General features: G+C 67.8%; 17 protein-coding genes and 2 tRNA genes. 14 read left to right on the forward strand and 5 right to left on the reverse strand.

Annotation, left to right across the window (positions count from 1 at the left end; genetic code table 11):
• The first annotated feature begins 86 nt into the window (after nucleotides 1–86).
• Nucleotides 87–1,769: an energy-dependent translational throttle protein EttA gene (ettA, locus tag EV380_RS04240; RefSeq protein WP_130449566.1), complete on the forward strand. Its 1,683-nt coding sequence runs from the start codon at nucleotides 87–89 to the stop codon at nucleotides 1,767–1,769.
• 98 nt (nucleotides 1,770–1,867) lie between these two features.
• Here ettA and EV380_RS04245 read toward each other — a convergent pair whose 3' ends face one another.
• On the reverse strand, nucleotides 1,868–2,749 hold the full coding sequence (locus tag EV380_RS04245; protein WP_242607498.1) for an acyl-CoA thioesterase: 882 nt from the start codon (nucleotides 2,747–2,749) through the stop codon (nucleotides 1,868–1,870).
• 123 nt (nucleotides 2,750–2,872) lie between these two features.
• Between EV380_RS04245 and EV380_RS04250 the strand changes: the two genes are divergently transcribed.
• Complete coding sequence (locus EV380_RS04250) at nucleotides 2,873–3,541, forward strand: DUF8185 domain-containing protein (protein WP_130449568.1); 669 nt, start codon at nucleotides 2,873–2,875, stop codon at nucleotides 3,539–3,541.
• 15 nt (nucleotides 3,542–3,556) lie between these two features.
• Here the strand turns inward: EV380_RS04250 and EV380_RS04255 are convergent, their stop codons facing one another.
• From EV380_RS04255 to pepN, 3 genes are all read right to left on the reverse strand, one after another.
• Nucleotides 3,557–4,012, reverse strand: coding sequence for a globin (locus tag EV380_RS04255; protein ID WP_130449570.1), 456 nt, complete (start codon nucleotides 4,010–4,012; stop codon nucleotides 3,557–3,559).
• 55 nt (nucleotides 4,013–4,067) lie between these two features.
• Nucleotides 4,068–4,535 carry an OsmC family protein gene (locus EV380_RS04260; RefSeq protein ID WP_130449572.1) on the reverse strand — a complete coding sequence of 156 codons (468 nt, stop codon included), beginning with the start codon at nucleotides 4,533–4,535 and terminating at the stop codon, nucleotides 4,068–4,070.
• 78 nt (nucleotides 4,536–4,613) lie between these two features.
• The gene (gene pepN / locus EV380_RS04265; RefSeq protein ID WP_130449574.1) at nucleotides 4,614–7,166 is read right to left on the reverse strand and encodes an aminopeptidase N; all 2,553 of its coding nucleotides are present in this window, start codon (nucleotides 7,164–7,166) and stop codon (nucleotides 4,614–4,616) included.
• Nucleotides 7,167–7,366: 200 nt separating this feature from the next.
• On the opposite strand from pepN, the gene EV380_RS04270 reads away from it, so the two are divergent.
• From EV380_RS04270 to EV380_RS04315, 10 genes are all read left to right on the forward strand, one after another.
• Nucleotides 7,367–8,443 (forward strand): lactonase family protein, encoded by a 1,077-nt coding sequence (locus EV380_RS04270; RefSeq protein WP_130449576.1) that lies wholly within the window; start codon nucleotides 7,367–7,369, stop codon nucleotides 8,441–8,443.
• A gap of 50 nt (nucleotides 8,444–8,493) precedes the next feature.
• Nucleotides 8,494–8,967: a ribose-5-phosphate isomerase gene (locus EV380_RS04275; RefSeq protein ID WP_102161293.1), complete on the forward strand. Its 474-nt coding sequence runs from the start codon at nucleotides 8,494–8,496 to the stop codon at nucleotides 8,965–8,967.
• Nucleotides 8,968–9,921 carry an Fpg/Nei family DNA glycosylase gene (locus tag EV380_RS04280; protein ID WP_130449578.1) on the forward strand — a complete coding sequence of 318 codons (954 nt, stop codon included), beginning with the start codon at nucleotides 8,968–8,970 and terminating at the stop codon, nucleotides 9,919–9,921.
• A 71-nt stretch (nucleotides 9,922–9,992) separates the two neighbouring features.
• Nucleotides 9,993–10,063, forward strand: a tRNA-Gly gene (locus EV380_RS04285).
• 140 nt (nucleotides 10,064–10,203) lie between these two features.
• Nucleotides 10,204–10,277, forward strand: a tRNA-Pro gene (locus EV380_RS04290).
• A gap of 85 nt (nucleotides 10,278–10,362) precedes the next feature.
• Nucleotides 10,363–11,712: a trigger factor gene (gene tig / locus EV380_RS04295; protein ID WP_130449580.1), complete on the forward strand. Its 1,350-nt coding sequence runs from the start codon at nucleotides 10,363–10,365 to the stop codon at nucleotides 11,710–11,712.
• A 210-nt stretch (nucleotides 11,713–11,922) separates the two neighbouring features.
• Entirely contained in the window at nucleotides 11,923–12,516 is a 594-nt protein-coding gene (locus EV380_RS04300) for an ATP-dependent Clp protease proteolytic subunit (RefSeq protein WP_102161287.1), read from the forward strand.
• A 48-nt stretch (nucleotides 12,517–12,564) separates the two neighbouring features.
• On the forward strand, nucleotides 12,565–13,224 hold the full coding sequence (locus tag EV380_RS04305) for an ATP-dependent Clp protease proteolytic subunit (RefSeq protein WP_102161285.1): 660 nt from the start codon (nucleotides 12,565–12,567) through the stop codon (nucleotides 13,222–13,224).
• 148 nt (nucleotides 13,225–13,372) lie between these two features.
• Nucleotides 13,373–14,668 carry an ATP-dependent Clp protease ATP-binding subunit ClpX gene (gene clpX / locus EV380_RS04310; RefSeq protein WP_102161283.1) on the forward strand — a complete coding sequence of 432 codons (1,296 nt, stop codon included), beginning with the start codon at nucleotides 13,373–13,375 and terminating at the stop codon, nucleotides 14,666–14,668.
• Nucleotides 14,669–14,734: 66 nt separating this feature from the next.
• Nucleotides 14,735–15,346 carry a mycothiol-dependent nitroreductase Rv2466c family protein gene (locus EV380_RS04315; RefSeq protein ID WP_102161281.1) on the forward strand — a complete coding sequence of 204 codons (612 nt, stop codon included), beginning with the start codon at nucleotides 14,735–14,737 and terminating at the stop codon, nucleotides 15,344–15,346.
• A gap of 107 nt (nucleotides 15,347–15,453) precedes the next feature.
• Here EV380_RS04315 and valS read toward each other — a convergent pair whose 3' ends face one another.
• A complete protein-coding gene (gene valS / locus EV380_RS04320; protein WP_102161138.1) occupies nucleotides 15,454–18,081 on the reverse strand; it encodes a valine--tRNA ligase in 2,628 nt (875 codons plus the stop codon).
• A 254-nt stretch (nucleotides 18,082–18,335) separates the two neighbouring features.
• On the opposite strand from valS, the gene EV380_RS04325 reads away from it, so the two are divergent.
• Together EV380_RS04325 and EV380_RS04330 are read left to right on the forward strand one after the other, a co-directional pair.
• Entirely contained in the window at nucleotides 18,336–20,045 is a 1,710-nt protein-coding gene (locus EV380_RS04325; RefSeq protein WP_130449582.1) for a nitrite/sulfite reductase, read from the forward strand.
• Nucleotides 20,042–20,749, forward strand: coding sequence for a phosphoadenylyl-sulfate reductase (locus EV380_RS04330; protein WP_130449584.1), 708 nt, complete (start codon nucleotides 20,042–20,044; stop codon nucleotides 20,747–20,749). The genes EV380_RS04325 and EV380_RS04330 overlap by 4 nt, the downstream gene beginning before the upstream one ends.
• The last annotated feature ends 12 nt before the right edge of the window (nucleotides 20,750–20,761 follow it).

The following is a 20,761-nucleotide window of genomic DNA, read 5'->3' on the forward strand; positions in this document are numbered from 1 at the left end:
CGCCGGGGCCGGTCGCCGTGCTGCGGCGGCGAACCCGGCCGCGGTCCATTGTGAACAATGGTCGCGCACCGACTAGCCTTAGGTGCATGGCGGAATTCATTTACACCATGTCCAAGGCCCGCAAGGCCGTTGGCGATAAGGTCATTCTCGACGACGTGAGCATGTCGTTCTTCCCCGGCGCCAAGATTGGTGTGGTCGGCCCGAACGGTGCGGGTAAGTCGACCATCCTGAAGATCATGGCCGGAATCGACACCCCCTCGAACGGCGAGGCGCGCCTCTCTCCGGGCTACTCGGTGGGCATCCTGCTGCAGGAGCCACCCCTCAACGAGGAGAAGACGGTCCTCGGCAACGTCCAGGAGGGCGTAGGCGAGATCTACGGCAAGATCACGCGTTACAACGCGATCGCCGAAGAGATGGCCCAGCCCGATGCCGATTTCGACGCCCTCATGGAAGAGATGGGCAAGCTGCAGGAGGAGATCGACGCAGCGGACGCCTGGGATATCGACAACCAGCTCGAGCAGGCCATGGATGCTCTGCGCTGCCCGCCGGGCGACGCGGAGGTCACCCACCTCTCCGGTGGTGAGCGCCGCCGCGTGGCGTTGTGCAAGCTCCTGCTGCAGAAGCCGGATCTGCTGCTCCTCGATGAGCCGACCAACCACCTCGACGCGGAGTCCGTGCTGTGGCTCGAGCAGCACTTGGCCGCCTACCCGGGCGCCGTCCTGGCCGTCACCCACGACCGGTACTTCCTGGACCACGTCGCCGAGTGGATCTGTGAGGTCGACCGCGGCCGACTGCACCCCTACGAGGGCAACTACTCCACGTATCTGGAGAAGAAGCGTGAACGACTGGCCGTCCAGGGCAAGAAGGACGCGAAGCAGGCCAAGCGACTGAGCGAGGAACTCGACTGGGTTCGTTCCAACGCAAAGGGCCGGCAGACCAAGTCCAAGGCCCGCCTCGCCCGCTATGAGGAGATGGCAGCCGAGGCTGAGCGCACCCGCAAGCTCGATTTCGAAGAGATCCAGATTCCGCCGGGCCCGCGCCTTGGCAACATCGTGATCGAGGCCAAGGACATCAAGAAGGGCTTCGGTGACCGGGTCCTGATCGACGACCTGTCTTTCACCCTGCCCCGCAACGGCATCGTCGGCGTGATCGGCCCGAACGGTGTCGGCAAGTCGACCCTGTTCAAGACGATCGTCGGCATGGAGGACCTCGACGACGGCGACCTCAAGGTCGGCGACACCGTCAAGATCTCCTACGTCGACCAGAACCGAACCGGGATCGACCCCGACAAGTCGCTGTGGGAGGTCGTCTCCGACGGGCTCGACTACATCAAGGTCGGCAACGTTGAGATGCCTTCGCGCGCTTACGTCTCCGCTTTCGGGTTCAAGGGTCCGGACCAGCAGAAGCGTGCCGGGATCCTCTCCGGTGGTGAGCGCAACCGGCTCAACCTGGCGTTGACCCTCAAACAGGGCGGCAACCTGCTGCTCCTCGACGAGCCGACCAACGACCTCGACGTCGAGACCCTCGGCTCCCTAGAGAACGCACTCCTCGAGTTCCCGGGCTGCGCCGTCGTGGTCTCCCACGATCGCTGGTTCCTGGACCGGGTCGCCACGCACATCCTCTCCTACGAGGGGACCGAGGAGGACCCAGCGAACTGGTACTGGTTCGAGGGGAACTTCGAGTCCTACGAGGAGAACAAGATCGAACGCCTGGGTCCGGAGGCGGCCAAGCCGCACCGCGTCACCCACCGCCGCCTGACCCGCGGCTAAGAGCGTCGACGGGCCTTGCGCCCGAAACTCGGGGCCGGGTTCGCACCCATGGTGCGGACCCGGCCCCTTTGTTGCCCGGCGAAGCCGCGACGGCCGGGCTACGGGATCCGGGGCAGGCGGACCATGCCCTCCTGCGCGACCGTGGCGACGAGCAACCCGTCCCTGTTGTAGAACCGCCCCTGGCCCATGCCGCGGGCGCCCGAAGCACTCGTGCTCTCCTGAACGTAGAGCAGCCACTCGTCCACGCGGACCCGGCGGTGCCACCACATGGCGTGGTCGAGGCTCGCAACGTTCATCCCCGGTGTGACCCAGGAGACCCCGTGCCGGCGCAGGACGGATTCGAGCAGAGTGTAGTCACTCGCGTAGGCCAGCGCGGCCCGCTGCAACGATTCGTCGTCGGGCATCGGCCCGAAGGTCTTCAGCCACACGGCGTTCGTGGCCGTCCGGGCGCCTGGCGCAGGGGCACCGACGTAAATGGGCTCCTCGATGTGGCGGACGTCGAACGGGCGATTGAACGCCCAGTCCTGCGCGGCCGGATGGTCGACCTTTCCCAGAAGATCAGCCGTGGTCGGCAGCGACTCCGGGTCCGGCAGGCCCTCCGGCATCGGTGCGAAGTGCTCGAGGCCGTCGGCCTCGACTTGGAAGGAGGCGATCATCGAGAGGATCGGGCGCCCGTCCTGGTAGGCGTGCACGCGCCGGGCCGAGAACGACCGGCCATCGCGCAGTTCCTGGACACCGAACGTGATCGGCTTGGTGGCGTCGCCGGCCCGCAGAAAATAGGCGTGCAGGGAATGCACGAGCCGCTCGCTATCGACGGTCTTCGCAGCGGCTACCACGGACTGCGCGAGCACCTGCCCGCCGAAGACCCGCTGGTGGGGTTGCTCCGGGGACGTGCCGAGGAAGACGTGTTCGTCGGTGCGTGCTCCGTCGTTGGCGAGGTCCAGCAACTGCAGCAGTCCCTCGGAATCTCCGATACGCACGATGGCGGCTCCTTCGGGTAGTGCCCAACTCGCGCGGAGTGGGGGTAGATTTCACTCGACCCTAGCGGCAGGGCAGACCGGGCTCAACTGCGCGCGAGGTTCGATAGATGGCAAGATGGGTCCATGCCTGCGCCTGAGACTCCCATCGTGCACCTCGCCGACCCCGATTCGACCGCCGACTTGCGGACTTTCCTGGCCCGCGCGCGCAGTGTGCACGACGGTGACGTCAGTCTGATGATGCGGGGCCTGGCCATGGCGGTTTACGTTCCGGTCATCGTCCCACAGGAATTCGGCGAGTCGACCCCGACCATCCTCGGCATGCGTGCGTTCCGCCTGGCGCAGCCCGCTGAGGGCACGGCGGTCTTCCCACTCGGCGCCCTCACGGACCGGCTGGCGCGGATGAGCCCGATCGAAACCGCCTTGCAGCTTCCCCCGGCCGAATCGCAGGCGGCGTGGGCCGGCATCCTGCCTCCGGTCTCTGGCTGGACCGAGGCGGGGGAGTACGACGCCGAAACGCTGCGTGCCGCTGCCGAGGCCGGTACGCGCGCCGTCGTCGACGCCCTGCCGGAGAACTCCGGGCAGCCGGTGCTGGCAACCGTGCGCTCGCGCATCTGGTCCAGCCCGCTGGGCACGGGTCCAGCGCCGGAGCTGCCCACAGGGGCGGCGTTCGCCGCCAAGACGCTCGGCTTCGTCCCCGGCGACGGGACCGTGCGGGTGCTCTCACAGGGACCGTGGCACCGTCTCTCGACGCCGGCCGGGCACGTCCTGGTCCGGCAAGGCGCCCGGCTCTAGCTTCGTCGCGCCGGACTACGCCAGGCGCAGACCCTGGGAGTGCGGCTCGTCCGGGGTGTTGACCAGCGAGTGCGCGGCGCGCTCGAGATAGTCCCAGAGCACCTCGCGCTGCAGGGGCGGGAGATCGAGGGAATCGACGGCCGCCTCCATGTGCTTGAGCCAGGTGTCACGGGCCTTGGAATTGATCGTGTAGGGCATGTGGCGCATGCGCAGGCGCGGGTGGCCGCGCTGCTCCGAGTACGTGGTCGGCCCGCCCCAATACTGCTCCAGGAACATCTGGAGGCGTTCGGCGGCCGGGCCCAGGTCCTTTTCGGGGTACATCGCCCGGAACTGATCGTCGGCGGCAACGCCCTCGTAGAATTTCTCCGCGAGCCGGCGGAAGGTGTCCTTGCCGCCGACCTGGGCGTAGAAGGTGCCCTCGTATTCCGAGGGGTCGGGTGCAGGGGAGGGGGAGTTCGGGGTAGAGCTCATGTTTCCAGCTTACCGATGGATGCCACGGGCACGTCACCAGGGCCCGACGTGCCGGCTACGGCCGCACGGGTGCGTGCCGGACGTCGAAGTTCACGCTGCGGGCAATGAAGCACACCGCGTTGGCCTGGCGGTGCAGTGAGTCCGCCAGCTCGCGTTGGGACTCGTCGGCGAGTTCGATGCGCGGCCGCAGCAGCGCTGAGGTGAACTCGCCGCTGCCGTCCCGGTTCAGGCGCAGGGTGCCCTCCGCCTGGTCGGTGTAGCCGGTGACGACGACGTCGTGCTTCACCGCGATGTGCAGGTAGGAGAGCATGTGGCACTGGGCGAGCGCAGCCAGGAGCAGCTGCTCCGGATTCCACCGGTCGCGGTCGCCGTGAAAGGTCGGGTCGGCCGTGCCGGGCAGGTCCGGCAGGCCGTCCGCCCGCACGGTGTGGTCCCGGCCGTAGGCGCGGTAGCCCGTGGTCCCGGCGCCGCGGGCGCCCGTCCATTCCAGATCGACCCGGTAGCCGTGTTCGCTGAGGTTCATGGAACCACCGTACGCGCGGCAGGAGGCCGGGGCGCGGTTTTCGGGCCGCGTCCCGGCCTCCTGTGCGCGTTCGCGCGGTCAGTCCCGCGCGTCGGCGGCCCGGGCGGCCAGCGCCCGGACCACGGAGTCGCGGTTCTCGAGCATGAGACGGCGCAGGGCCGGCGCGTCGTCGCCGAGGTCGGCTAGGAACGCGTCCGTCTGTTCCAACGTCGCCTCCGAGACCTGGGCGGCCGGGTAGAGGCCGACCACGATCTGCTGCGCGATCTCGTGGCTGCGCTCGTCCCAGACGCGGCGGACGTTGGCGAAGTAGTCGTCAGCGAACCCTGCGATCAGCGACTCGTCGTGCACGCGGTTGAAACCGGTGATCGCCTGGCGCTGGTGCGTGTTGGAGAGCGCGTCCTCGAGGACGACGGCGTCGAACGCCGCCCGCTTGGCGGTCTCCGTCGGCAGCGCGGCCCGTGCGAGCTCGGCCGCGAGTGCGCCGTTGGCCGTGTTGTCGGCCTCCAATTCGCGTGCGATGTCCGCCGCGTCCGCCCGGCGACCGGCCACGAGTGCCGTCAGGAGTTCCCAGCGCAGGTCCGTGTCGATGTCCAGGCCGTCGAGCACCGTGTCTCCCGAGAGCAGCGCCGCGACCGCGCCGAGCTGCGTCTCGGTGCGAGAGCGCAGGGCGAAGGCCTTGACGAACTGCAGCTGGTGATCCGACCCCGGCGCGGCGGCGAGCGCGAGCTCCCAGAGGCGGTCGCCGACGGCCTCGGCCAGCTCGCGTGCCGCGGCGGGGGCCACGAAGTAGTCCAGCGTCGTACCCAGCTGGCGCAGCAGGACCATCACGACCGACGAGTCCGATTCGTGGGCGATGTTGTTCATGATGAGCTCCACGAAATCCCGCCCGCGGGTCTCGCCGTCGCGGGCCGCATCCCAGGCCGAACCCCAGATCAGGGTGCGCGGCAGGGACGCGTCGAAGTCCTTGAGATGCTTCACGGCCGTGGCCAGCGACGACTCGTCGAGGCGGATCTTCGCGTAGGCCAGGTCGTCGTCGTTGAGCAGGATCAGAGCGGGGCGGGCGCGCCCGACGAGCGCCGGAACCTCGGTGACGTCGCCGGCCACGTCGAGCTCCTCGCGGTGGGTGCGCACGAGCGACCCGTCGACGAGGTCGTAGAAGCCGATCGCGAGGCGGTGCGGGCGGATCGTCGGGTGGTCGGCCGGCGCGGACTGCTCGATCGCGAACGAAGTGAGCGTGCCGGCGTCGTCGGTGGCGATCCGCGGGGTCAACTTGTTCACGCCGGCGGTCTCGAGCCAGAGGCGGCTCCACTCGCCGAGTTCGCGACCCGAGGAGGCCTCGAGCTCGACCATCAGGTCCGCCAGCTCGGTGTTCGCGAAGGCGTGCTTGGCGAAGTAGGTGCGCACGCCGGCCATGAACTCCTCCTGGCCGACCCACGCGACGAGCTGGCGCAGCACGGACGCGCCCTTGGCGTAGGTGATGCCGTCGAAGTTGACCTGCACGTCCTCGAGGTCCTTGATCTCGGCGACGATCGGGTGCGTGCTCGGCAGCTGGTCCTGGCGGTAGGCCCACGCCTTCTCCATCGACGCGAACGTCGTCCAGGACTGGGTGAACTCGGTGTTCTCTGCGGCGGCGAGCGTGGACATGAACTCCGCGAAGGATTCGTTGAGCCACAGGTCGTTCCACCAGCGCATCGTCACGAGGTCGCCGAACCACATGTGGGCGAGCTCGTGCAGCACGGTGATCGCCCGGCGCTCGACGACGGCGTCCGTCGGCCGGGAGCGGAAGACGTAGTTCTCGAGGAACGTGACCGCTCCAGCGTTCTCCATCGCCCCCGCGTTGAACTCCGGCACGAAGAGCTGGTCGTACTTCGGGAACGGGTAGGGGGTGCCGAACTGGGCCTCAAAGAATTCGAAGCCCTGACGGGTGAGTCGGAAGATGTTCTCGGCGTCGAGGTGCTCCATGAGCGATTTGCGTGCGAACACGCCCAGCGGGATGGTTCGCCCGTCGGAGCTCGTGAGTTCGCTGCGCACGGACTCGTAAGGGCCCGCGATGAGCGCCGTGATGTAGGAGGACATACGCAGGGTCGGCTCGAACGCCCAGGTCTTCGCGCCCGCTGCCTCAGCGGGGAGCGGTTCGGGCGTCGGCGAGTTCGAGATGACGTCCCAGTGACCCGGGGCGGTCACGGCGAACTCGAAGGTCGCTTTGAGGTCCGGCTGCTCGAACACGGCGAACACGCGCCGCGAGTCCGGGACCTCGAACTGTGTGTAGAGGTAGACCTCGTCGTCGACCGGGTCCACGAAGCGGTGCAGGCCCTCGCCGGTGTTGGTGTAGAGCGCGTCGGCGACGACGCGCAGCTCGTTGCGCGCGGCCAGCCCGGGCAGTTGGATGCGCACGCCGTCGGAGACTTCCGCAGGGTCGAGCTCTCGCCCGTTGAGCGTGACCGAGTGGACGGTGTCCGTGACGGCGTCGATGAACGTCGAGGCGCCGTCGGCCGCGGTGAACGTGACGGTCGTCGTCGACCCGAAGATCCGATCGCCGCGCGTCAGGTCGAGCTCGACGCGGTAGGAGTCGACGGCGACGATTCCGGCGCGCTCCTGCGCTTCGGTACGGGTGAGATTGAGACCGGGCACAATGCCTCCTGGCGGTAGGGGTTCTGAAACAGTTGTTGAGTATCTCCTCCAGTGTCTCACCGATCGGCGGTGCGGACCAGAGGGGCGCGGGTCCAATGTGAAGCCACGTCCACCTTAGATCGCGGAGCCCGCGTCGTCGCACGTAGGATCGGTCTCAAGCAGACCGCGCCCGCGGGCGTGACGATTTTCGAGGAGACCCGATGACTACGCATGCAGCGGAAACGACCGTCTACGACCTCTACATCGCCTGCGCCGGCGACGACCGCATCGACCGCCTGACGTTCGACGCTGAGACCGGCGCGCTGGCCGCCACGGGGGAGTCCTTCCCGGCGCCGGGCATCCGCACTTCGGCCTACGACGCGATCCGCGGCCTGTTCTACTCCGGCCAGTCCGGCACCCCTGCATCTGTCCAGGCCCTGCGCCGGCACGACGACGGCTCCCTCTCCTCGGTCGCGACCGCGGAGGTCCCGGACAAGTGCGTCAGTGTGGCGCTCGCCCCCGACGGGTCCGCCCTGTTCTCCGCCTCCTATCACGGCCACACGGTGCACGGGCTGGCGCTCGACGCCGACGGCATCCCTGACCCGCCCGCCGTCGCAGGAGACGCCCCGGGGGAGAAAGCGCACTCCGTGCTCGTCTCCCCGGACGGTGCCCACGCCTACGTCGCCTCCTTGGGTGACGACGTCGTGGTCGCCTACGAGGTGGACGGCGCGCGGCTGCGCGAGGTCTCCCGGGTCTCGAGCCCGGCCGGCTCCGGGCCGCGCCACCAGCGCTTCAACGCGGCCGGCGACCGGCTCTACGTCCTGCACGAGATGACCGGGCTCGTCACGGTGTTCGCGCGCGACGCGGTGACCGGCGCCCTCGCCGAAGTCCAGCGGGTCGACGCCGTGCCCGATGCCCTCGACCTCGTCCCCGGCTGGGCGCGCGACGCGACGAAGCCGACCCCCGGCCTCGACCGGATCTGGTGCGCCGACCTGCACCTGGCCGCGGGCGGGCGGTACCTCTACACGACCGAGCGCTCCACCTCCACGGTCACCGGGTTCGCCGTCGACGCGGCCACGGGTGAACTCGAGTACGTGGGCACGTGGGCGACGGAGCAGCAGCCCCGGGGCGCCGCCGTCGTGCCGGGTGCGGACGGGCGCGATCACCTGATCGTGGCCGGCGAAGCCTCCGGCACCGTGGGCGCGCACCAGATCGACCCCGCGACGGGAGAGCTCGGCGCGGCCGAGAGCGTCGCAACAGGGGCGGGCCCGCTGTGGGTGGAGCCGGTCAGCCGGTAGGGTTGACCCGGTTTATTCGACGCCGCAACGACGCACCTGAAGGACGAGATATGCGAGTACACATCGCCACCGACCACGCCGGGATGGAACTGAGCGCCCACCTGGTCGAACACCTGACGCAGAAGGGCTTCGAGGTCGTGGACCACGGGCCGAGCGAGTACGACCCCGAGGACGACTACCCGGCGTTCTGCATCGACGCGGCCCTCGCCGTTGCAGCGGACCAGGCTCAGGGCGTGGACGCGCTGGGCATCGTGCTCGGCGGCTCCGGCAACGGCGAGCAGATCGCCGCCAACAAGGTCAAGGGCATCCGCGCCGCGCTGGCGTGGAACCTCGACACCGCCCGCCTGGCCCGCGAACACAACGACGCGAACGTCGTCGCCCTCGGCGGCCGCCAGCACAGCCTCGAGGAGGCGACCGGGCTGATCGACGCCTTCCTCGCCGAGCCGTTCTCCGGCGCCGAGCGCCACGCGCGGCGCATCGGCAAGGTCGCGGCCTACGAGACCACCGGCGAAATCCTGCGCTAAGTGCCCGAGGGACATTCGATCCATCGTCTCGCCCGGCAGTTCACGGACGTCTTCGGCGGCCAGCGCGTGCGCGTGTCCAGCCCGCAGGGGAGGTTCACCGCCGGCGCGGCACTGCTGGACGGCCGCGAGGTCGTGGGCGCGAGCGCGCACGGCAAGCAGCTGTTCGTGCACTTCGGGCCCGACGGCGCTCACCACCTGCGCGTGCACCTCGGCCTCTACGGCGCCTTCGATTTCGGCGGCGACGAGCACTTCGCGGGCGCGTCGAGCATCGGTGCGCCGCGCCGGATCGGCGAGCGTGAGGTCGCCGGCTGCACCCCCGACGACGGCGAGCCCGCCTACGCCGGTCCGCCGCCCCCGGTGGGGGCGGTCCGGATGCGCATGGTCTCCGACCATGGCTGGGCCGACCTCCGCGGAGCCTCCGCCTGCGAGGTGCTGAGCACCGAGGAAATGCGTGCGGTGCGGGCGAAGCTGGGGCCCGACCCGTTGGCCGCAGACGCGCTGGTGCCTGGCGCGGCGGGCAGAGCGGACCCGGAGGACGCGGCGCCGTCGTCCTCGGCGGGAGAGTTCGCCCGGCGCCTCGGCGCGACGCGCACGATGATCGGCACCGTCTTGATGGACCAGGCGCGAGTGGCCGGCGTCGGCAACATCTACCGCGCCGAGGCCCTGTTCCGCGGCGGGATCGACCCCTGGCTGAGCGCGAATCGGCTCGCGCCGGAGCAGGTCGACGCGTTGTGGTGCGACCTCGTCGCCCTGCTGCGTGCTGGCGTGCGCGACGGGCGCATCGTCACCACGGACGAGGCGGACCGCCCGGATCCGGCGTCAGCGATCTGGCCCGAGCAGGCGCACTACGTGTACCAGCGGGCCGGTCAGCGGTGCCGGCGCTGCCCGCAGACCGTCGCCGTCACGGAAGTCTCGGGTCGCAAGCTCTACTGGTGTCCTGGCTGCCAGGGGTGACGCGGATTTTGCGCCCGGCCGGTCGCACTGCTAATCTCTTGCAGTCGGAACCGGGAAAACACCGGTTTTGCGGGGATGTAGCTTAATGGTAAAGCCTCAGTCTTCCAAACTGATTACGCGGGTTCGATTCCCGTCATCCCCTCGCTCTTGAGTCGGCGGTCTACGGAAAGTGGGCCGCCTTTTCAATGCGACGGCACGGGCCGTCTCTGGTTCGGTTCCGTGCGGCAAGGGGAGAATTCGCGGATCCCTTAGAGGTCTGCGTAGACTTACCCGTGCACTGATCGGGGTGTAGCTCAGCTTGGTAGAGCGCGCGCTTTGGGAGCGTGAGGTCGCAGGTTCAACTCCTGTCACCCCGACTCTGACAGTCAGCCTTCCTGTGACGGAGGGCTGACTGTGTCAACAGAGCCCCCGCCACCGATTCCATTTCAGGAGTACAACGCTGTGAAGAGCGCCGTCGAAAATCTCAACCCGACTCGGGTCAAGCTCAATGTCGAGGTTCCGCTTGCCGAACTCAAGCCGGGCATCGACGCCGCCTACAAGTCGATCTCCGAGCAGATTCAGGTGCCGGGCTTCCGCAAGGGCAAGGTCCCGAACGCACTGATCGACCAGCGCGTGGGCCGCGGCTACGTCATCGAGACGGCCGTCAACGAGTCCCTCAACGGCTTCTACCAGCAGGCGATGACTGAGAACGAGCTCATCCCGCTGTCGCGCCCCGAGGTCGAGATCAACGAGCTCCCGGGCCTGGAGAAGGACGCCGAGGGCGAACTGAAGTTCACCCTCGAGGTTGACGTCCGCCCGACCGTCGAACTGCCGGACTACGCCGGCATCGAGGTCCAGGTCGACGCTGCCGAGGCCGACGAAGAGGACGTCACCAAGGCGCTCGACGAGCTGCGCGGCCGCTTCGGCTCGCTCAAGTCCGCTGACCGCCCGGCGGCTGCCGACGATTTCCTGACGATCGACATGTCCGCTTCCGTGGACGGCGAAGAAGTCGACTCCGCGTCGGACCTCTCCTACCAGGTCGGCTCCGGCACGATGCTCGAGGGCCTCGACGAGGCCGTGACCGGTCTGTCGGCCGACGAGGACGCCATCTTCGAGACCACGCTGGCCGGCGGCGAGCACTCGGGTGCGACGGCTCAGGTCAAGGTCGTCGTCAAGGCTGTCAAGGAGCGCGAGCTCCCGGTGGCGGACGACGAGTTCGCCCAGCTGGCCTCCGAGTTCGACACTATCGACGAGCTGAAGGCCGACCTCGCCGAGCAGGCCGCTGAAGCCAAGATCACCGAGCAGGGCGTGCAGGCTCGCGACCTGGTCCTCGACAAGCTGATCGAGATGATCGAGGTTCCGGTTCCCGAGTCGATCGTCGAAGAGCAGCTCGAGCAGCACTTCAACCAGGGTGAGAAGAGCGCCGGTGACGACCACGACACCGATGAGCACCGTGCCGAGGTTCGCAAGAACGCCGGCCGCGCCTTCCAGAACGAGATCATCCTCGACGCCATCGCCGAAAAGGAAGAGGTCGGCGTCGAGCAGTCGGAGCTGATCGACTACATCGTCCAGACCGCCTCGCAGTACGGCATGGACCCGAACCAGTTCGCGCAGATGCTCGACGGCGCCGGCCAGGTTCCGATGATCGTGGGCGAGGTCCGCCGCCGCAAGGCGCTGGCCAAGGTCCTCGAGGTCGCCAAGGTGACCGACTCGGAGGGCAACGTCGTCGACTTGTCCTCGTTCGTTACCCCGCAGGGTGCCGAAGAGACCGAAGAGGCCGAGCCGGAGGCCGCTGAGGAAGCAGCCAAGTAGGCACTGCCGACGCAACGCTCCGGAGGGGCCATCCGCGAATTCGCGGGTGGCCCCTCCGTCGTTTAACGGAAGGCGGGAGCCTATGCGCCCACAGCGAACTAGGGCGGTCGCAGCTCTCGAACCCGGGCGTCAGGCAGTAATCTCGGAGACAAGTTCACCAACCGTACGGAGAGGTATTCGAGCATGACTGAGGAATCCCAGACCCCCGCGATGTCATCGGTCGACCCGGCCAACCGCGATGACTACATCTACAACCGGCTGTTGAAAGAACGGATCATCTGGCTCGGTTCCGAGGTCCGGGACGAGAACGCGAATGCCATCTGCTCGCAGCTTCTGCTCCTCTCGGCTGAGAACCCGGAGAAGGACATCTACCTGTACATCAACTCGCCCGGCGGTTCCATCACCGCGGGCATGGCCATCTACGACACGATGCAGTTCATCCCGAACGACGTCGTCACCGTGGCCACGGGTCTCGCAGCCTCGATGGGGCAGTTCCTGCTCTCCTCGGGCACCAAGGGCAAGCGGTACGCGACCCCGAACGCCCGCATCCTGATGCACCAGCCGTCCGGCGGCATCGGTGGCACGGCCTCCGACATCCGCATCCAGGCCGAGCTCATCCTGCACATGAAGAAGATCATGAGCGAGCTGACGGCGGCCCAGACCGGCCAGAGCGTCGACACGATCCTCAAGGACAACGAGCGCGACAAGTGGTTCACCGCCTCCGAGGGCCTCGAGTACGGATTCTTCGACCACATCGCAGAGCACTCCGCGGCCGTCTCCGGCGGCGGCGGAATGAACCCGTAGCGCGGCCCGCGCCCAGCCACACATCGACACTTATTTTCAGGAGTATCAATGAACTTCAACGGTTACGGTGCCGCCGGTGACATGCCGTCCGCTCGGTACATCCTCCCGCAGTTCGAGGAGCGCACGCCTTACGGTTTCAAGCGCCAGGACCCCTACGCCAAGCTCTTCGAGGACCGCATCGTGTTCCTCGGCGCGCAGGTGGACGACGCCTCGGCGGACGACATCATGGCGCAGCTGCTGGTGCTCGAGTCCATGGACTCCGAGCGCGACATCACCCTCTACATCAACTCGCCCGGCGGGTCGTTCACGGCGATGACCGCCATCTACGACACGATGCAGTTCATCCGCCCCGAAGTGCAGACGGTCTGCCTGGGACAGGCGGCCAGCGCGGCCGCCGTCCTGCTGGCGGCCGGTGCTCCGGGCAAGCGCCTGGCCCTGCCGAACGCCCGGGCACTCATCCACCAGCCGGCCATGGGTGGCGGCGAGCGCGGCACGGCCTCGGACCTGCAGATCCAGGCCGAAGAGGTCATGCGCATGCGTTCGTGGATGGAGGAGACCCTCGCCTCGCACACGAAGAAGACTCCGGAAGAAGTCAGCAACGACATCGAACGCGACCTCTTCATGACGGCCGCCGGCGCGAAGGAATACGGTCTCGTCGACGAGGTGCTCGCCTCCCGCAAGATCAAGCCGCAGAAGGCCATTGACTAGAGAGCCGAGCAGCCGAGGGGCGGACCGTAGATTTCCACCACGGTCCGCCCCTTCGACCATTCTGCGGGTCTCCTGACCTAGAGTGGGATGAGTCGATCTTGCAGCGGATGCAAGCGAAAAGAGACAAGTACTAGGGGAGTAGGACTCGATGGCACGAATGGGCGAGAGTTCCGAGCTGCTTAAATGCAACTTCTGCGGCAAGAGCCAGAAGCAAGTACGCAAGCTCATCGCCGGGCCCGGTGTCTACATCTGTACCGAGTGCATCGAACTGTGCAACGAGATCATCGAAGAGGAGCTCGTCGAGGTTGATGAGACCGAGGAGTTCGACTTGCCGCGTCCGCGCGAGATCTTCGAGCACCTCAACGAGTACGTGATCGGCCAGGAAGCTGCCAAACGCTCGCTGTCGGTCGCCGTCTACAACCACTACAAGCGCATCCGCGACGGCAAGACGCACCGGCCGGCCGCGACGCTCAACGAGGCCGGGACACCGTTCGACGATGTCGAGGTCTCGAAGTCGAATATCCTGCTGGTCGGTCCGACTGGCTGCGGCAAGACCTACCTCGCGCAGACCCTCGCGCGTCGGCTCAACGTCCCCTTCGCGGTCGCGGACGCCACCGCGCTGACCGAGGCCGGCTACGTCGGCGAGGATGTGGAGAACATCCTGCTCAAGCTCATTCAGGCCGCAGACTTCGACGTGAAGAAGGCGGAGCAGGGCATCATCTACATCGACGAGATCGACAAGATCTCCCGCAAGAGCGAGAACCCGTCGATCACCCGCGACGTTTCCGGTGAGGGCGTGCAGCAGGCGCTGCTGAAAATCCTCGAAGGCACGGTCGCGCAGGTCCCGCCGCAGGGCGGCCGCAAGCACCCGCACCAGGAGTTCTTGCAGATCGACACCACGAACGTCCTCTTCATTGTGGCGGGTGCCTTCGCCGGCCTCGAGGAGATCATCGAATCCCGGGCCGGTCGCAAGGGCATCGGCTTCGGCGCTCCGCTGACGACCCTCAAGAGCGAAGCGGTCTCCTACGCCGACGTCCGACCAGAGGATCTGCTCAAGTTCGGCCTGATTCCGGAGTTCATCGGACGCCTGCCGGTCACGGCGACGGTCGAGGAACTCGACCGCGAGGCCCTCGTGAAGATCCTGACCGAGCCGAAGAACGCGCTGCTGAAGCAGTACCAGAAGATGTTCCAGCTCGATGGGGTCGAGCTACAGTTCGAACCGGAGGCGCTCGACACCATCGCGCAGATGGCGATCGAACGCGAGACCGGCGCACGCGGATTGCGGGCCATTCTCGAATCCGTGCTCGGCGGGGTCATGTTCGAACTGCCGGGACGCGACGACATCGCAGAGTGCGTCATCACCGCCGCCGTGGTCGAGGGGACCGCGGAGCCGACGCTGATCTCGCACCAGGTGGCGCAGAAGCGCCGGACCAAGTCCGCCTGAGAGGCGGCATGAAGTGAGGCTCCGGAGACGCCACTCCGGGGGCATCCCAACGTGCAAGGAGTCAACATGAGCGAAACCACGACCGTCGATTTCTGGTTCGACCCGATCTGCCCGTTCGCCTGGGCGACGAGCCGCTGGATCCTCGAAGTGGAAAAGGTCCGTCCCGTGCAGGTGCAGTGGAACGTGATGAGCCTGTCGGTCCTTAATGAGGGCCGCGACCTTCCTGAGGACTACAGGAAGTCGATGGACGCGGGGTGGGGCCCGGTGCGCGTGATCGTCGCCGCGGCGCAGCAGCACGGCAGCGACGTCGTCGCCGATCTCTACACGGCGATGGGCGAGTTGTTCCACTACGAGAAGGTAGCCGACCGTCCGGAGGTTATCCGCCGGGCGCTGGAGACTGTCGGGCTGCCGGCCGAGCTGGCCGCTGCGGCTGATTCGGACGAATTCGACGAGGCCCTGCGTGCGAGCCACGCTGCCGGCATCGAGCAGGTCGGTCAGGACGTCGGGACCCCCATCCTGTCGCTGAACGGTACTGCCTTCTTCGGCCCGGTCATCACGCGGGTACCGAGCGGTGAGGAGGCCGGGAAACTCTTCGATGCCGCCGTGACGCTGGCCGGATTCCCCTACTTCTTCGAGATCAAGCGCAGCCGGACCGAGAGCCCGACCTTCGACGTCTAGGAAAGATCCGCGCTGCAGACGCCAACGGGCGGCAACCCCCTCGCCGGGGGTTGCCGCCCGTCTGCATGTCGCGGGCACCGGGGCCGTGCGGCCCCGGCGCGGGACGATCAGTCGGCCGGGACGACCTCGGGCGCCGCCAGCTCGACATCGTGGACGGTGAGCTCGCCACCGTGCTCCGAGAGCTGCAGGTCCCGTGCGTTCGAGGCCGCCAGCAGGTCGCCGAGACCCTGGCGTAGCTGCTCGAGCTGTGCCGCGGGTGCTGAGATGGTCCCGGAGAGCACCTCGGTGCGCTGCTTGACCTTGGCCTCGGACTTTGCCTTGCGGATACCGCCGAGGGCAACGCCGACGGTCGGAAGCACACCGGCGTCCGCGCCCGCGGCGGCCGCCGAGAGGTGCCCGGAAGTCGGCCACGCCGACTGGTGCACCGATCCCGCACGCCACCAGCTCCAGACCTCTTCGGTGGCGAAGGGCAGGAACGGGGCGAAGAGGCGCAGGACCGAGTCGAGCGTGGTCGCCAGCGCGGCGAGGACCGATTTCTGTTCGGCTTCGCCACGGCCGCCGTACGCGCGGTCCTTGACCAGCTCCACGAAGTCGTCGGTGAACGACCAGAAGAACGACTCGGTGATGCTCAGCGCGCGCGCATAATCGTACGCATCGAAGGCGCGGTTGGCGTCGTCGAGCACGGTAGCAAGCCGCGCGAGCAGCGACTTGTCGAGCCCGTTGGTGACCACGGAGGCGTCGCCGGAGATAACGTCGGCCTCGGTTGCGCCCAGGTTGAGGACGAACTTGGACGCGTTGAGGATCTTGATGGCCAGCCGGCGGCCGATCTTCATCTGTGCGATCTCGTAGGCGGTGTCGGCACCGAGCTTGGCCGAGGCGGCCCAGTAGCGCACGGCATCAGCACCGAACGACTCCAGGACCTCGGTCGGAACGACCACGTTGCCCTTGGACTTCGACATCTTCTTGCGGTCCGGATCCAGAATCCAGCCGGAGATCGCCGCGTTCTTCCACGGAGCGCTGCCGTGCAGCGCGTCGCCGCGGACGGCCGTCGAGAACAACCACGTGCGGATGATGTCGTGGCCCTGCGGGCGCAGGTCGAACGGGTAGACCTTCTCGAAGAAGGAATCGTCGCGGCTCCAGCGACCGATGATCTGCGGCGTCAGCGAGCTCGTCGCCCACGTGTCGAGGACGTCGGCGTCGCCGATGAATCCGCCCGGCTGGTTGCGCTGCGACTCGTCGAAACCCGGGGCGGCCTCGGCGGCCGGGTCCACGGGCAGGGCGTCGTCGGAGGGCAGGATCGGGTTCTCGTAATCCGGCTCTCCCGCCTCGTCCAGGCCGTACCAGACCGGGATCGGCACGCCGAAGAAGCGCTGACGCGAGACGAGCCAGTCGCCGTTGAGCCCCGAGATCCAGTTCTCGTAGCGGGAGCGCATGAAGTCCGGGTGGAAGTTGATCTCCTTGCCGCGGGCGATGAGGCGCTCGCGGCGCTCCTCGTCGCGGCCGCCGTTGCGGATGTACCACTGGCGGGAGGAGACGATCTCGAGCGGCTTGTCGCCCTTCTCGTAGAAGTTCACCGGGTGCTGGATCTTCTTCGGTTCGCCGTCCAGGAGCTCGGCTTCCGCGAGCATCTTGACGACGGATTCCTTGGTGGAGAACACGGTCTTGCCGGCGATCGCCGCGTAGGCTTCGCGGCCGGTCTCGGTGGTGATCCAGTCCGGGGTGTCGCTGAGCACGCGGCCGTCGCGGCCGATAACGGCGCGCGTGGGCAGCTGCAGTTCGCGCCACCACGTGACGTCGGTCAGGTCGCCGAAGGTGCAGACCATCGCGATGCCGGCGCCCTTGTCGGGCTTGGCCAGCTCGTGCGCCCTGACCTCGACCTCGACGCCGAAGATCGGGGAGGTGACCTTCTGCCCGAAGAGGGGCTGGTAGCGCTCGTCGTCCGGGTGTGCGACGAGTGCCGCGCACGCGGGCAGGAGCTCGGGGCGGGTCGTCTCGATGAAGATTTTCGTGCCGTCCGCGGCGAAGAACGGGAGCCGGTAGTAGGCCCCGGGCATCTCGCGGTCCTCGAGCTCGGCCTGCGCGACGGCGGTGCGGAACGTCACGTCCCACAGGGTCGGCGCCTCGGAGAGATAGGCGTCGCCGGCGGTCAGGTTCTTCAGGAAGGCGCGCTGGGAGACCGACCGGGAGACGTCGTCGATCGTGCGGTAGGTCAGGTTCCAGTCGACGGAGAGGCCGAGCGTGGTGAAGAGGTGCTCGAAGACCTTCTCGTCCTCGACGGCGAGCTGCTCGCACAGCTCGATGAAGTTGCGCCGGCTCACGGCGTCCCAGTCGCGCTGGTTCTTCGCGGGCTGTGCGGGCGGCTGGTACGTGGGGTCGTAGGCGACCTTGGGATCGCAGCGGACGCCGTAGTAGTTCTGCACGCGGCGCTCGGTGGGCAGCCCGTTGTCGTCCCAGCCCATCGGGTAGAAGACGTTCTTGCCCTTCATCCGCTGGTAGCGGGCCAGAACGTCCGTCTGCGTGTAGGAGAACATGTGTCCCACGTGCAGCGACCCGGAGGCCGTCGGCGGGGGAGTGTCGATCGAGTAGACGGAGGCCCGGGTCGTGTCCGGGTCGAAAGTGTAGGTTCCCTCGCCGCGCCAGCGCTCGCTGAGCTTGGCTTCAAGCCCCTCGAGTCCGGGCTTGTCGGGGACGGAAACGGTCGCGGGCGTGTCTGTGCCCAAGTTGTCATCAGCCATGCCCCCATTCTTCCATGCCGGGGCGATGCCGACGGGCCATGCCGGGCGCCGCTAGCGCATACCCGGCCGAAACGCCAGAGCCGGTCGTTACACGGCGTCTTGATGAAGAAATGTCACGGAACCGGCTCCGGCGACCCCCGGAGCCGGCGAGAAAAGTGACGCCCGATGACTTCATTGCGGCGGCCCGGGTCATCCGGCTACATGTCCCGCAGTCTGGTTTAGCCCCGTGCCCCGACCGGGCCTAGCGTCGAAGCATGACGCAAGTGACCGAACGAATTCCGAAGCGCCCAGCCCGGCGCTCCTCCAAGCCGAACGGTCAGTGGAAGGTCGACGGGACCGAGCCGCTGAACGCCAACGAGGAGATGAAGGCCAAGGACAACGGCCTGAACGTGCGCGAGCGGATCGAGACGATCTACGCCGAGGGCGGGTTCGCATCGATCGATCCCGAAGATCTGCACGGTCGCTTCCGCTGGTGGGGCCTGTACACCCAGCGCAAGCAGGGCATCCCCGGCGGCAAGACCGCGACCCTCGAGCCGCACGAGCTCGAGGATGAGTACTTCATGCTGCGCGTGCGCATCGACGGCGGCGCCCTCACCTCCGAGCAGCTGCGCGTCATCGGCGGCATCTCGACGGAGTTTGCGCGCGACACGGCCGACATGACCGACCGCCAGAACGTCCAGCTGCACTGGATCGACGTGCGCGACATGCCGGAGATCTGGCGCCGGCTCGAGGCCGTCAACCTCAACACGACCGAAGCCTGCGGCGACGTCCCGCGCGTCATCCTCGGTTCCCCCGTGGCCGGCATCGCCGCCGACGAATTGATCGACCCGACGCCGACGATCCACGAGGTCGCGCGCCGCTACGTCGGCAACCCGGAGTTCGCCAACCTCCCGCGCAAGTTCAAGTCCGCGATCACCGGTCACCCGAGCCAGGACGTCGTGCATGAGATCAACGACATCGCGCTCGTTGCCGTCGAGCACCCCGAGCTCGGCATCGGCTTCGACCTGTGGGTCGGCGGCGGGCTGTCCGCGGCCCCGCGCCTTGGCGAGCGCCTCGGCGTCTTCGTGTCCGAGGAGCAGGCACCGGACGTGTGGGAGGGCGTCGTCTCGATCTTCCGTGACTACGGCTTCCGCCGCCTGCGCAACCGCGCGCGCCTGAAGTTCCTGCTCGCCGACTGGGGCGTCGAGAAGTTCCGCCAGGTCCTGCAGGACGAATACTTGGGCTACGAGCTGCCCGACGGCCCGGCGGCGCCCGTGCCGAGCGAGCCCGGAGACCACTCCGGCGTGCACGAGCAGAAGGACGGCCGGTTCTACGTGGGCCTCACCCCGCTCGTCGGTCGCGTGAGCGGAACGATCCTCACGTCGCTGGCCGACCTGCTCGAGAAGCACGGGTCCGAGCGCTTGCGCACGACCCCGCACCAGAAGATCGTCGCCCTCGACATCGCGGCCGAGAAGGTCGAGTCCTTCGTCGCCGGGGCCCGGGAGCTCGGGCTCGAGGCCGAACCCGGTCTGTTGGCCCGCTCGGCGATCGCCTGCACCGGCATCGAGTACTGCAAGCTCGCGATCGTCGACACCAAGGACACCGCGGCGAGCGCCATCCGGGAAATCGAGTCCCGGCTCGAGGACCACACAGGCAAGCTTCCCAAGAAGCTCAGCCTGCACGTCAACGGCTGCCCGAACTCGTGCGCCCGCATCCAGACGGCCGATATCGGCCTGAAGGGACAGCTGATCACCAACGACGCCGGCGAACAGGTCTCCGGCTTCCAGGTGCACCTGGGCGGCACGCTCGCCACGAGCGAGGACGGCCAGGCCGGGCTCGGCCGTACCGTGCGCGGGCTCAAGGTCGCCGCCGACGAGCTGCCCGACTACGTCACCACCTTGCTGGATCGCTACTCCGAGGGCTCCACCGACGGCGAGTCGTTCGCCGCGTGGGCCAACCGAGTCGAGGATGAGGACCTCTCATGACCACCACCACTGACCAAGCACACCTGCGGGAGATCGTCGCACTCGGCGAGCGCGAGCTCGGTTTCGACGCGCCGGCCGAGGCCGTCGTCCGCTTCGCCGCCGAACACTTCGACGTCCGTGAGGTCGCCGTCGCCTGCTCGATGGCCGACGCCGTCCTGCCGCACCTTGTCGTGCAGGACCTGCCCGACGTCGACGTCCTGTTTCTCGAGACCGGTTACCACTTCCCGCAGACGCACCTGACGCGGGACCAGGTCGCGAAGGACCTGCCCGTGCGGATCGTGGACGTCATGCCAGAGCTGACCGTCGCCGAACAGGACGAGAAGTACGGCAAGGACCTCTTCGCCCGCGACCCGGCCAAGTGCTGCCAGATGCGGAAGATGGACCCCCTGAAGGCTGCCCTCGGCGGCTACAAGGCGTGGTTCACCGGAGTGCGCCGCGAGGAGTCGCCGACGCGGGCCAACGCCCCGCTGATCTCGTTCGACGAGGCGCACGGGCTGATCAAATTCAACCCGGTGGCGACCTGGAGCTTCGACGAGCTGACCGACTACGCGGGTGAGCACGGGGTGCCGGTGAACATGCTGCTCGGATTCGGCTACCCGTCTATCGGGTGCGAGCCCTGCACGAAGCCCGTGGCCCCCGGCGAGGACCCCCGCGCGGGGCGCTGGGCGGGCCTGTCAAAGACCGAATGCGGCATCCACCTCTAGAGACTTTCGAGA

The sequence above is a fragment of the Zhihengliuella halotolerans genome (assembly GCF_004217565.1).
Lineage (GTDB): Bacteria > Actinomycetota > Actinomycetes > Actinomycetales > Micrococcaceae > Zhihengliuella > Zhihengliuella halotolerans.

Excerpts from the sequence above, each read along its gene's own strand:
- ettA (WP_130449566.1), top strand. The coding sequence starts at position 87 with ATGGCGGAATTCATTTACACCATGTCCAAGGCCCGCAAGGCCGTTGGC.
- EV380_RS04250 (WP_130449568.1), top strand. The coding sequence starts at position 2,873 with ATGCCTGCGCCTGAGACTCCCATCGTGCACCTCGCCGACCCCGATTCG.
- EV380_RS04255 (WP_130449570.1), bottom strand. The coding sequence starts at position 4,012 with ATGAGCTCTACCCCGAACTCCCCCTCCCCTGCACCCGACCCCTCGGAA.
- EV380_RS04260 (WP_130449572.1), bottom strand. The coding sequence starts at position 4,535 with ATGAACCTCAGCGAACACGGCTACCGGGTCGATCTGGAATGGACGGGC.
- EV380_RS04270 (WP_130449576.1), top strand. The coding sequence starts at position 7,367 with ATGACTACGCATGCAGCGGAAACGACCGTCTACGACCTCTACATCGCC.
- EV380_RS04275 (WP_102161293.1), top strand. The coding sequence starts at position 8,494 with ATGCGAGTACACATCGCCACCGACCACGCCGGGATGGAACTGAGCGCC.
- EV380_RS04300 (WP_102161287.1), top strand. The coding sequence starts at position 11,923 with ATGTCATCGGTCGACCCGGCCAACCGCGATGACTACATCTACAACCGG.
- EV380_RS04305 (WP_102161285.1), top strand. The coding sequence starts at position 12,565 with ATGAACTTCAACGGTTACGGTGCCGCCGGTGACATGCCGTCCGCTCGG.
- clpX (WP_102161283.1), top strand. The coding sequence starts at position 13,373 with ATGGCACGAATGGGCGAGAGTTCCGAGCTGCTTAAATGCAACTTCTGC.
- EV380_RS04315 (WP_102161281.1), top strand. The coding sequence starts at position 14,735 with ATGAGCGAAACCACGACCGTCGATTTCTGGTTCGACCCGATCTGCCCG.
- valS (WP_102161138.1), bottom strand. The coding sequence starts at position 18,081 with ATGGCTGATGACAACTTGGGCACAGACACGCCCGCGACCGTTTCCGTC.
- EV380_RS04325 (WP_130449582.1), top strand. The coding sequence starts at position 18,336 with ATGACGCAAGTGACCGAACGAATTCCGAAGCGCCCAGCCCGGCGCTCC.
- EV380_RS04330 (WP_130449584.1), top strand. The coding sequence starts at position 20,042 with ATGACCACCACCACTGACCAAGCACACCTGCGGGAGATCGTCGCACTC.